This window comes from Mycobacterium sp., from assembly GCF_035570115.1.
Taxonomy (GTDB): Bacteria; Actinomycetota; Actinomycetes; order Mycobacteriales; family Mycobacteriaceae; genus Mycobacterium.
The window spans coordinates 40,954-52,822 of record NZ_DATMLH010000288.1; the positions used below are offsets into that span (position 1 = coordinate 40,954).

Here is an 11,869-nt window from a genome sequence, read left to right on the forward strand (position 1 = left end):
CGCGTGCCGTCAGAAGGGTGGCGGATCGTAACCCGCCGCACGTTTTCGGCGCTGTTGGGCGAGTCGCTCTTCGGCGAGCCGTTGTTCGTTGATCCGTCGCTCTGAGGTGATTCGGTAACGGCGATCTTCCGCCCGCGTGTGTTTCCTTCGCGGCATCATCAATCCCTTTGTAATTCTTGGCGGTTCAACCATCTGCGCGACCTTCAGCTCTCCCGTTGACCTGGCCAACACCGGGAAGAAGATGCTGCCGCCGGGGGTGGTCGTGTAGGTATGGCCACTGGGCGCGGTCCACTCCACGGTGCCATCTGGTAACTGACGATCTGCCCAGCCGCCACACCGCGTGTAGAACGTCTTGAGCAAGTGGTGGTAACGGCAGAGAAGCTTAAGATTCGAGGGATGCGTAGGGCCAAGCGGGAACGGCACGGTGTGGTCGAGATCGCAGACTTCGGCCGGTTCATCGCATCCGGGGAATCGACAGGTCAAGTCCCTGCAGCGCACGAAGTCCGCCAATGCCGCCGAAGGCCGATAACCTCCCTCGGGGCCGGTCGATGGCGTCACCAACGGCTTGATCTTCGCGGTTGTCGCCATGTCGCGCAGCGTGGTTGAGTCCAACGGCCCGAAGGTTCGCAGGTATCCGGGCGACTGTGAGTCACCGCTGATCGTCGCCTGCTCGGCCAAGACATGGATCACCACGTCGGTGGCCGGGCGTCGTTGCGCTGCCGAGCAGTCTGGCGAACCGCATTGGCAGCGCATCGCGGTCAGCCCGGCGGTCAATGCGGCCAAGCCGTCCGCCCGACGTTGTTGCTTGGTTCGCGGGTCTGCCGCACAGACCGTTTCAGCAAGCGCGTCGAGCTTTTGACCCAAAGCCACGCCGTCGGCGGCGTGCAGCTGCGCCCAGACCCCGGCCAACCCTGCATCTGTGGGCGCGATTTCGACATAGCGATTCTCGGTGCGCTCGCGCGGCACTCGCTTACCGGCCGGATCGAACCGCATGACCCACATGTCGATGCGCTCGAAAAGCCTGGGCCCGGAAAGCCGCATCCACTTCGGCGCGTGCCTGGCGATGGCGGCATCCAGCTTGGCGATCAAAGCCCGGTCCTCAACCAAGTCGGTGCGGGATACGACCGCGGCCATCATCCGGAAGTCAATGAGCCCACGGGCGAAAACCTCGGCGACGCGGGGCAGCCGCTCGCGTAGCGCGATCGCATAGTGCAATCGCCCTCGGGCTCGGCCCCGGCTGATACCCAAGGCCGCGGCTACTTCGGCCACGACGTTCTCATGGCCGTCGATGGCCCAGTTCTCGCGATCGACTTCGTCGCTGGGTGCACGGCGCGCGTACAACTCACCGATCGCCGCCAACTCCCGCCCACACATCGCGTTCTGCTGGCGCGCCGCACCGGCGATGACGTCCACGACGCCAGCGTCGTCGACACCAACAAAGGTCGGCACGGCCTGCGGCGATGCGGCGGGATCGAACATACATTCGATTGTAGCCGCCGAGACGACAACTACCGACGGTGACAGCTAGAAGCAGACGACGCTGCGGGCACCCCGCCCGGCGGCCATGTCGGTGAATGCCTGCTCGACGTCGTCGAGACCGATGCGCCGCGTCACCAACGCCTCGAGGTCGAGCCTGCCGAGGCGGGCGAGCTCGGCCAACACCGGGATGTCGCGCGCCGGGTCGCTGGCGCCGTACACGCTGCCCTGGATTGTCTTGCCGTCGACCATCAGCGAAAGCGCCGGAAACGTCACCGACTCCTCGATCCCCGCGGCGCCCACCAGGGTGACCTTGCCGCCCCGGCGGGTGGCGTCGTAAGCCGCGCGAATCGTCGCGGGCTTGCCCACCACTTCGATTCCGTGATCAACCCCGGCGCCGCCGGTGAGGTCGCGCACGGCGCTGGCCAGGTCGACCTCGCTGGCATCGATCGTCTCGGTCGCCCCGTTGGCTGTCGCGGCGGGAAGCTGGGCGGCTACCCGGTCGGCGGCGATGATCGGCGCCGCGCCGGCCAGCCGAGCCCCTTGGATCGCCGCCAAACCCACACCGCCGCAACCGATAACAAGCACGCTCTCGCCCGGACGGACGGCTGCCGTGTGCATCACCGCACCTACCCCGGTGGTGACGCCGCAGCCCAACAGCGCCGCCTGGTCGAGCGGCAGCGACTCGTCGATCGGTACTACCGCCGCGGCCGGCAGCAACGTCTGTTCGGCCAGCGACCCGACTCCCATTCCCGGCCACACCGGGCCGGCGCTGTCGGCGTACGGGCCGCTGTAAACATGGTCGTAGGCATGCACACACAGCTGGGACTCGCCACGCAGGCAATGCGGGCAGGACCGGCACGCGACCAGCCACGTCAAGACGACGTGCTGACCCGGACCAACTGTGGTGACGTCGGCGCCCACCTCGGTGACGATCCCGGCGCCCTCGTGGCCGAGTGTGCACGGCAGCAGCGTCGGTATTGATCCGTCGCGCAACGACAAGTCGCTGTGGCACACGCCGCTGGCGGCCAGCTGCACTCGGACTTCGTGGCGGCCAATCGGTCGCAGCGCCAGCTCCTCGACCGCTGTCGGTTGACCGACCTGGCGCAGCACCACACCCTTCACGTCAACGCTTCTGTGATCGGCGTCATACCGACCTACCATTGCGGGGCGACCGCAACAGGTCAAGGAGGCAGCACGATGACCGCAACATCCTCCGAGACCTTCGCGACTCTCACGATCGGCGGCGAGTCGCAGCCCGGTGCCGGCGCGAGCTATCCGGTGCACAACCCGGCCCGTCCGGCCGAGGTCGTCGGGTATGCGCCGGCCGCCGACCTCAACCAGCTCGACGCCGCCGTGGAGGCGGCGAAGCTTGCCGCGGCGGGGTGGCGCGCACTCGACGTCGCTGAGCGGGTCGCCGCCATCACTGCGGCCGCAACCGAGGCCGCCGGCCAACTCGCCGGCAGCGACGCTGCCCGGCTGTACACCCGCGAGCACGGCAAAGTGCTCGCCGAAGCACGCTTCGAAATCGGCACCGCGCCGGCGCTGCCCGCAATCCTCGGGGCGATCGCCGAAGGGGCGCTGGCGCCTGAACGGATCGACCCGCAGTCCGCCTACCCACGGCTGCAGCGAGAGCCGTACGGAGTGGCGGCGCTGGTATTGCCGTTCAACTGGCCGCTGGCACTGACCATGACCAAACTGGCGTCGGCGTTGACCGCCGGCAACACCGCTGTGGTCAAGGTGCCGCCGACCTGTCCGCTGGCGGCGCTGCAGCTCGGTGCCGCGTTCGCTGCCGGGCTGCCACCCGGTGTGGTCAACGTGCTCGCGGGCCCCGGCAGCGCACTGGCGCAGGCGCTGATCACCCACCCCGGCATCGACGTCATCTCGCTGACCGGCGGGGTGGCCACCGGACGCGCCGTCATGGCAGCGGCGGCGCCGCGGCTGACCCCGGTGCTGCTCGAACTCGGCGGCAACGACGCGGCGATCATCGCTCCCGACATCGCCGTCACCGACGAGCTTGTCGAGCGCCTGGTCACCGCGACCTACACCACCTGCGGCCAGGTCTGCATGGCGATCAAACGCTTGTACGCGCCGATCGACATGGTCGACGAGCTGGCCGACGCGATCCTCGCGCGCTGCCGGCGTGAGGTCGTCGGTGACGGGCTCGCCGAGGAAGTCACACTCGGGCCGATGCACACCGCCGCCGGACGCGATCGGGTAGCGGCGCTGGTGGCCGAAGCCGCGGCCCGCGGCGCGGCGGTCCGTACCGCTGGCGCCCTCCGCGAGGCCGACGCCGACGCCGGCGGGCATTTTGTGCTGCCGACCGTCGTCACCGGCCTGGACGCCGACGCGCCGTTGGCCACTGAGGAACAGTTCGGGCCGGTGCTGCCGATCTTCGGCTATCAGAATCTCGACGACGCAGTCACAGCCGCCAACGCAGGCGATTTCGGCCTTACCGCGTCGATCTGGACCGGTGACGACGCGCTGGCCGACCACGTCGCTGCTCAGCTGATTGCCGGCACGGTCAGCGTCAACTGCCACGGCATGGCCGCGCAGGATCCGCGGCTGCCGTTCGGCGGTGTCGGCCAATCGGGCCTCGGCCGCGAACTCGGGGTCGACGGCATCCGGGCGTTCACCCAGCCGCGTGCCTTCGTGCGGCACCCGGCCCCGCAATAACCGCGGATCCATACCCAACGCTGAGGGTTTGGTGTCAGGCTAATCGGCATGACAGAAGCCGAAGGGTTTGTCGATCAGGCGGTGGCGGGTCTCGCGGAGCCGCAGCCGATGTACAAGGCGCTGCGTGAATCCACCCCGGTGTTCCGGACGCCGCAGGCGGTGGTGCTCAGCCGCCTGACCGATATCGAGATGGCGCTCAAGCACACCGAGTTGTTCTCGTCGAACATGGACGCCGTCGATTTGGGCAACGTGCGGCCGCTGATTCCACTGCAAATTGACCCGCCCGAGCATGCGAAGTACCGCCGCATCCTCGATCCGCTGTTCACTCCGCGGGAGATGGCCCGGCGTGAACCGCGCGTCGCCGAGCTGGTGAATGAGATGATCGATCGCTTCGCCGATCGCGGCGAATGCGACTTCCATGAAGAGTTCGCCGTACCCCTGCCATGCACGGTGTTTCTGCAGCTGCTCGGCCTGCCGCTGGAAGATCTGGACCAATTCCTGGAGTGGAAGGACGGGGTCATCCGCCCGGAGGGCGCCTCGGGCTACGACGGCCGCCACGATGCCGCTGCCGGGGTAGCACAACAGATCTACGACTACTTCGAGCGCGCGATCGACGACCACATCGCCAGCCCCCGCGACGACGTGCTGTCCTCGCTGATCGTGGCCAGGGTCGACGGAGAACCGCTGACGCGCCACGAGATCCTCGACGTGTGTTTCCTCTTTCTGATCGCCGGGCTCGACACGGTGACCGACTCACTCGACTGTTTCTTTGTGTATCTGGCCCGCCACCCGGAGCATCGTCATCAGCTCGTCGAGCAACCCGACGTCCTGCCCAGTGCCATCGAGGAGTTGTTGCGCTGGGAGACACCGGTACCCGGCGTCGCGCGGGTCGCCATGCAAGACGTCGAGGTGGGCGGCTGCCCGATCAGCAAGGGCGAGCGGGTCAGCCCGCTACTGGGCGCGGCGAACACCGACCCTGCCGAGTTCCCCGACCCCGAGCTGGTCGACTTCCGCCGTAATCCGAACCGGCACCGCGCCTTCGGCGGGGGTCCGCACCGCTGCCTCGGTTCACACCTGGCCCGCATGGAGCTGCGGGTCGCGTTGCGCGAATTCCACCGGCGCATCCCCGATTACGAGATCAAGCCCGGCACCGAGCTGAGCTACACCGCCGCGCTGAGGTCGGTGGAGTCGCTGCCGTTGACCTTCCCGGTGGCCACATGAGCCGCGACGGCGACGATGCAGAGCGAAGCGATGAGGAGCGTCGCTGATGACCAAAGTTTGTGTCGACGCAGACCGCTGCGAGGGGCACGGGCGCTGCTACACGTTAGCGCCGGACATCTTTGATGCCGACGAGGTTGGGCACGCGATCGTGCGCATCGAGACCGTCACCGGCGAGCTCGAGACGCAAGCCACGGACGCCGAGCAGAACTGCCCCGAGGGCGCGATCACGTTGTCTCGCTGAATATCCAAGCGGTGTGTTTGTATCGTTGGATGTCTCCGGGCCCACGTGAGGGAAGAGCTTGCCCAACACGCATGGAAGGTGCTCCTCGGTTGATGGCTCATGAGTGGGCGGACGAATCGCGGGCGCCACAATGACCCTGCGGCGGCTCAATGTCCCGGCGAGTGAGTGGCGCGCTGAAGACATCAGTGCAGTGCGCAATGTTCTGGCCGACGTTGGCGCTGATCCCGCACTGGCCCGAGACTGGCGCGGGTCGGTCGTCCTGACCTTCGCGCAGGTACCGGAGGGTTATCCCTACCTGAATCCGTCGATTGTTGCCTTCCTGCAGAATTTGTATGCAGATTTCCCACATCTCTTGTACTTCTTGAATCCAGATGAGCCTGAGGGGGGGCTTGACAGCTTCTTCGCGACGATGGACGGCGCCTACTCCGAAACCGAACACGGAGTATGGCTCATTTGGACCGATGATCTCGCAACGGCGCTCTACCGAGCACTCGCCGCGGCCGCCGAGTTTGCGATCAATCAGGGCGATGACTGGGTCGCCGTTGTCAAGGGTTACGAGTACCACGAGAGCCAAACGCGAGATTCGGAAGTACGCGAAATACTCATCGCTCGCGGGGTCATCCAGGCGTGAACCAGGTTCGGGCTTTGAGACCCGGCTGACTCGTGCATTGACAGCCGCCGAAAACCGACGATAGTCGTGAGGTATGGCGCTGCTGCCGGATCCTGCTCCCCGCGATCGGCAGCACGTACTGATCTCCGTTGACGACCACGTCATCGAGCCGCCCGACATGTTCGACGGCCGGCTTCCCGCCCCGCTGGCCGGCCGGGCACCGCGGATCGTGGAGACCGACGACGGCCGGCAGGTGTGGCGCTATGAGGACCGCGACTACCCCAACATCGGGCTCAACGCGGTGGTCGGGCGGCCGCGCGAGGACTGGAGTATGGAGGCGGCCCGCTTCGACGAGATGCGCCGCGGCTGCTGGGATATCAAGGCCCGGATCGCAGATATGGACTTGGCCGGGATCTGGGCGTCGCTGAATTTTCCGTCGCTGATCGCCGGGTTCGCCGGCACGGTGTTCTGGAAGAGTGACGACCCGGAGCTGGGGCTCGCTGTGCTGCGGGCCTGGAACGATTGGCATCTGGAGGTGTGGGCCGGCAGCTTCCCGGAGCGGATCATTCCGCTGCAGCTGCCGTGGCTGGCGGATCCGCAGCTGGCCGCCGAAGAGCTGCGCCGCAACGCTGCACGCGGTTTCAAGGCGGTGAGCTTCCCGGAGCTGCCTGCCCAGTGTGGGATTCCCAGTCTGCACAGCCGCGCCTGGGACCCGTTTTTCGCCGCCTGCGAGGAGACGGACACCGTCGTATGCCTGCACACCGGATCGGCCCAATGGGCGCCGATTCCCGCGCCGGACACCCCATTCGAGACCATCACGACGCTGTTTCCGGTCAACGGCCTGGTCGCCTGCGCCGATATGCTCTGGTCGGGCATCCCGGTCCGCTTCCCGCGACTGAACATCACGCTCGCCGAGGGTGGGCTGGGCTGGGCGGCAATGCTGGCGGATCGGGCGGATTATGTTTTGGCGCATTCTGCTTCGGGCCGGGAGGGCGGATCCTGGAAGGGCGATCTGCTACCCAGCGACGTGCTGCAGCGCAACTTCTGGTTCTGCTCGATTGACGACCCATCGGCGTTCGGCGCGCTGGATGCCATTGGCGCCCAGCGCATTCTGGTCGAGAGCGACTACCCCCACGCGGACTCGACTTGGCCGGACACCCAAGAGGTCGTGGCGCGCAACGTCGCCGGCCTCTCGGCGGATGACGCCGCGCGGATCACCCATCGCAACGCGGCGGAGCTGTTCCGCCACCCGCTGCCGCACGAGGGGTGGCTAACCACCGTGTAGGAGGCACTTATGCTCGACCTGCTCATCCGCGATGCCGAAATCGTTGACGGCACAGGCGCACCGGGCCGCCACGGCGATGTCGGTATCAGCGACGGGCGGATCGCCGTGGTCGGCGCACCCGGTGACGTCGACGACTCGGCCGCGAAAACCGTTGATGCCCAAGGGCAGACACTAGCACCGGGTTTCGTCGACTTGCACACGCACTACGACGCGCAACTTTTCTGGGACCCGACTGCGAGCCCGTCGGTGCAGCACGGCGTCACCACCGTCTTCGGTGGCAACTGCGGGTTCACGTTGGCGCCCGTGGCGGCCGATCAACAGGACTACCTCACCCGAATGCTCGCGCGGGTCGAGGGCATGCCGCTCGACGCGTTGCGGGCCGGGCTGGACTGGAAGTGGGCGTCATTCGGCGACTGGCTTGATCGGTTCGATGGCAGCATCGCCGTCAATGCCGGTTTCCTGGTTGGCCATTCGGCGATTCGGCTGGCGGCGATGGGGGAGGACGCGGTCGGCGGCCAGGCGACGCCAAAGCAGGTCGACCGGATGGTCGCGTTGCTGCACGAGGCGCTGGTCGACGGCGCACTTGGGTTTTCCACATCGCAGTCGCAGACCCACAACGACGGCTCGGGCCAGCCGGTGCCGTCCCGCAGCGCATCACGCGACGAGCTGCTGGCGCTGGCGAAGGGAGTCCGCGACCATCCGGGCACCACGCTCGAGGCGATCATCCCCGGCTGCCTGCAAGGCTTCTCCGACGACGAGATTGCCCTACTCACTGACATGTCGGTGGCGGCCGACCGCCCGCTCAACTGGAACCTGCTCGGCGTCTCGGCGGCCAACCCGGCCGGGCACCGCGGACAGCTGCGTGCCTCCGAGGTCGCCGCCGAACGCGGCGGCCGGGTCGTCGCGCTCACCCTGCCGCACGGCGTGAAGATCCGGCTCTCGTTCCTCACCGGCTTCGTGCTCGACGGCCTACCCGGCTGGCGCGACATCATGCACCTGCCGGTGCCCGAGCGGTTGGCCGCGCTTGCCGATCCGGAAGTACGCCGCCGGCTGAACGACGGCGCCCAATCGAAGGAAGCCGGCATGCTGCGCGGTCTGGCGAACTGGGAGCGGCTGATCGTCGTCGAGACCTTCGCCCCGCAGAACGCCGATGCGACCGGTCGCAGCGTCGGGGAGGTCGCCGCCGCTCGGGGTGGGGAGCCGTTCGACACCCTCCTGGACATCGTGATCGCCGACGAGCTGCGCACCGGACTAACGCCGGCGCCGTTCGGCGATGACGCCGCAGACTGGCGGCTGCGCGCGGAGGTGTGGCGCTCGCCGCATGCCGTCATCGGTGGCTCGGACGCCGGCGCGCACCTCGACATGATGTGCGGGGCGATCTACACCACGTCGCTGCTCGGCCACGGTGTCCGCGAGCACCAGGTGGTGACGCTCGAGGAAGCGGTCCGGCTGCTCACCGATGTGCCGGCCCGGCTCTACGGGCTGGTCGAACGAGGCCGAATCACGCCGGGCTGGCACGCGGACTTGGTGCTGTTCGATCCGGCCACCGTTGACCACGGGCCGGAGCGCACCCATTACGACTTGCCTGCGGGTGCACCGCGATTGGTGGCAGACGCCTACGGCATCAGCTCGGTGCTGGTCGGCGGTGTCGAGGTGTGTCGCGACGGCGTCGCCACTGGCGCTCTGCCCGGGACCGTGCTGCGGTCCGGCCGAGACACACACACGGTGTCGGCTGATGCTTCCTGAATCGAGCCCGGCCGCCGGCGAATTCGACCCGACCGAACTGCAGGGCGGGCTGCTCATGCAGGTCGAAAACGTGCACGAGCGGCTGCGTGAGGCGCGGTCGCGGAACCGGGTGATGGTCGGCAGCCCGTTCACCGAAGTCTCCAGCCAAACCTTGGGCGGCGCCGGGGTGACCGTACTCGGATACGACGAATGCCAGACCGTGCTCACCCACCCCGACATGTTCTCTTCAGCGATCTACGACAAGATCATGGGCCCGGTGATGGGCCGCACGATGCTCGAACTCGAGGGGGCCGACCACCGGGCCAGTCGGGCCCTGGTGTCTCCGTCGTTCCGCGCCGCGTTGCTGGACCGCTGGCGTAGTGAGTTAGTCGAGCTGGTGGTTCACGAGCTCATCGACAGCTTCGCGCCGCGCGGGAGGGCCGAGCTGGCCCGCGATTTCACGTTCGCGTTCCCGGTACAGGTCATCGCGCGGATCATGGGCCTGCCGCGGCAGGATTACCCGCGCTTCCAACGGCTTTCGATCGAGTTGCTCAACGTGGTCTACAACTGGGACTGCGGGATTGCCGCGTCCGCGACGTTGAAGGGGTACTTCAACGAAATCCTGACTGAGCGGAGGCGCAATCCGCAGGACGACCTGATCACCATGCTGTCGCAGTCCGAAATCGACGGTGCCCGGCTCACCGATGACGAGATCTTCGCGTTCCTGGTGCTGATCCTGCCGGCCGGAGTGGAGACGACCTACCGTGCGTCGGGCAACCTGCTGGTCGCACTGCTCACCGAGCCGGAGCAGCTCGAGGCGGTGCGGGCCGACCCCGGCATGGTTCGCGGCGCCTTCGAGGAAGCGTTGCGCTGGGAGCCGCCGATCACCACGGTGATGCGGATGGCGGCTCGCGACTGCGAGCTCGGCGGCGTCGCGATTCCGGCCGGAACAAACGTCAGCGTCAGCGTCGCGGCCGCCAACCGGGACCCGAAGCGCTACCCAGATCCGGATCGCTTCGATCCGACCCGCAAGAACATCGCGCACCTGACGTTCGGCGGCGGTCCGCATCTGTGCCTGGGCATGCATCTGGCGCGGATGGAGGCGACGGTCGCGATCAACGCGCTGCTGGACCGGCTGCCGGATCTGCGGTTGGATCCCAACGCCCCGACGCCGCATATCACGGGTATGGCGTTTCGGTCTCCGGCGGCGCTGCCCGTCGAATTCGCGTGCGCCTGAGGCTTTCTCGCGTCAGGTGAACCACGGCGTGACGGCCCGCGAGATCTCGATATAGACGGGGATGCCGATCGTGACGTTGTAGGAAAACGTCAAGCCCAGTGATGCGGCCAAGGGCAGCGTCGGGCTCGCCTCAGGGATCGCCAGCCGCTGGACCGCGGGCACAGCAATGTATGACGCAGCGCCGCAGAGTATGGCGAACAGGATATACGTCCCCGGCTTGAACGGGGCGTGGGTGAGATGAGCGTAGGCGTGAGCGACGATGATCCCGATAGCCGCGAATAGGTTTGGCGCTAATAGACCGAAGGCGATGAATCCCGGGCCCGCGCTTTTCAGGTCCTTCAGTCGGCGGGAGGCCGTCATCCCCATCTCGAGTAGGAACAGACAGAGCACGCCCTGGAAGGCGGCCACAAAGACATGGTCGGTGTCGTGCACGACCTTTGGCCCCTGCAATCGACTGACCAAGCCGATGACGATGCCACCGAAAAGGAGATAAAGGCCCGGGTTGAGCAAGACCTCTCTGAGCAGCTGGACCGTGCCCAGGTGGGTTTTTGTGTCATCCTCACCGGCGCCGTTACCGCGATACTCCGGCAGTTCCAGGGCGATCTTCGCCTCTTGCTCGATCGCCAGTTCCCGTTCGGTATCGAGACGCTGCCCACGAGCCGGCCGGCTTGCCGCACCGGGTCCCGCCGTCGCCGGCTGCTTGTAGCCGTGCTCGCCCGGCATGTTCCCCAACGCGTCCATCCCCCTGTGCCGCAGCCGCGCCGCCAGAACGAGCGCCACCAGGCAGCCGGGCATCTCCATCACGGCCAACAACACCGACATGAAACCGTTGAAAGCCATTCCCACGGTCGCAAGGACGCCCACACAGGTTGCGAACGTCCCTGCCGAGTCCGACCCGTAATAACCCGCGACCGTCGCCCTGTCGATCCGCCGCATCTTCGTCATGCGGGTCAGCAGCACGTAGGCGAGAAAACCTATCAGGAAGTTGAGCAGGAATCCCAGGATGATGAATCCCACGATGCTGCCGACGTTCGCTATGTGGATCGTGGCGAGTTCTTCACCGCCGTGCCAGCCGATGGCCAGCAACAGGTACATCGTCACGGCCTGATAGATCACATAGGGAAACTCGAACTGCACCTTCAGAATTGGGATCAGGAAGCCAAGGTAGAAAAACAACAACAGCGGCTTGAAAAGGTTGTGCTCGAAGTTCTCCCAAAATTCTAGGAGCATTGCTAATCTCCCTCGATGGGCGCAGCTTGCTCACGACTCGTGACGGCCGCCGTTCGGGTTTTGAATTCCTTCAGAGCCTAATCATGGGGCGGCGCCTAGGTATACGACCGATCGCACATGGACGCTGCGAAAGTACTGGGAAAACGCTGGGAAAGTGAACGGCTTCTT

Annotated in this window: 10 protein-coding genes; 7 read left to right on the top strand and 3 right to left on the bottom strand. The window is 66.6% G+C overall.

Features of this window, described 5'->3' with window-relative positions; translation table 11 throughout:
- Positions 1-9: 9 nt before the first annotated feature.
- Complete coding sequence (locus VNW74_RS27365; RefSeq protein WP_325682705.1) at positions 10-1,479, bottom strand: HNH endonuclease signature motif containing protein; 1,470 nt, start codon at positions 1,477-1,479, stop codon at positions 10-12.
- A 45-nt stretch (positions 1,480-1,524) separates the two neighbouring features.
- The gene (locus tag VNW74_RS27370; RefSeq protein ID WP_325682707.1) at positions 1,525-2,601 is read right to left on the bottom strand and encodes a Zn-dependent alcohol dehydrogenase; all 1,077 of its coding nucleotides are present in this window, start codon (positions 2,599-2,601) and stop codon (positions 1,525-1,527) included.
- Between the two features lie 75 nt (positions 2,602-2,676).
- Here VNW74_RS27370 and VNW74_RS27375 point away from each other — a divergent pair, with 75 nt between their 5' ends.
- From VNW74_RS27375 to VNW74_RS27405, 7 genes are all read left to right on the top strand, one after another.
- The gene (locus VNW74_RS27375) at positions 2,677-4,152 is read left to right on the top strand and encodes an aldehyde dehydrogenase family protein (protein WP_325682709.1); all 1,476 of its coding nucleotides are present in this window, start codon (positions 2,677-2,679) and stop codon (positions 4,150-4,152) included.
- A 48-nt stretch (positions 4,153-4,200) separates the two neighbouring features.
- Positions 4,201-5,373 carry a cytochrome P450 gene (locus VNW74_RS27380; protein WP_325682711.1) on the top strand — a complete coding sequence of 391 codons (1,173 nt, stop codon included), beginning with the start codon at positions 4,201-4,203 and terminating at the stop codon, positions 5,371-5,373.
- A 46-nt stretch (positions 5,374-5,419) separates the two neighbouring features.
- Positions 5,420-5,614, top strand: coding sequence for a ferredoxin (locus tag VNW74_RS27385; RefSeq protein WP_325682713.1), 195 nt, complete (start codon positions 5,420-5,422; stop codon positions 5,612-5,614).
- Positions 5,615-5,717: 103 nt separating this feature from the next.
- Complete coding sequence (locus VNW74_RS27390; RefSeq protein ID WP_325682715.1) at positions 5,718-6,245, top strand: hypothetical protein; 528 nt, start codon at positions 5,718-5,720, stop codon at positions 6,243-6,245.
- 73 nt (positions 6,246-6,318) lie between these two features.
- Positions 6,319-7,509 (top strand): amidohydrolase family protein, encoded by a 1,191-nt coding sequence (locus tag VNW74_RS27395; RefSeq protein WP_325682717.1) that lies wholly within the window; start codon positions 6,319-6,321, stop codon positions 7,507-7,509.
- Positions 7,510-7,518: 9 nt separating this feature from the next.
- The gene (locus VNW74_RS27400) at positions 7,519-9,255 is read left to right on the top strand and encodes an N-acyl-D-amino-acid deacylase family protein (RefSeq protein WP_325682719.1); all 1,737 of its coding nucleotides are present in this window, start codon (positions 7,519-7,521) and stop codon (positions 9,253-9,255) included.
- Positions 9,245-10,471 carry a cytochrome P450 gene (locus tag VNW74_RS27405; RefSeq protein ID WP_325682721.1) on the top strand — a complete coding sequence of 409 codons (1,227 nt, stop codon included), beginning with the start codon at positions 9,245-9,247 and terminating at the stop codon, positions 10,469-10,471. Before VNW74_RS27400 ends, VNW74_RS27405 begins: the two co-directional genes overlap by 11 nt.
- A gap of 12 nt (positions 10,472-10,483) precedes the next feature.
- On the opposite strand, the gene VNW74_RS27410 is transcribed toward VNW74_RS27405, so the two are convergent.
- The gene (locus tag VNW74_RS27410) at positions 10,484-11,701 is read right to left on the bottom strand and encodes a sodium-dependent bicarbonate transport family permease (protein WP_325682723.1); all 1,218 of its coding nucleotides are present in this window, start codon (positions 11,699-11,701) and stop codon (positions 10,484-10,486) included.
- Between the last annotated feature and the right edge of the window lie 168 nt (positions 11,702-11,869).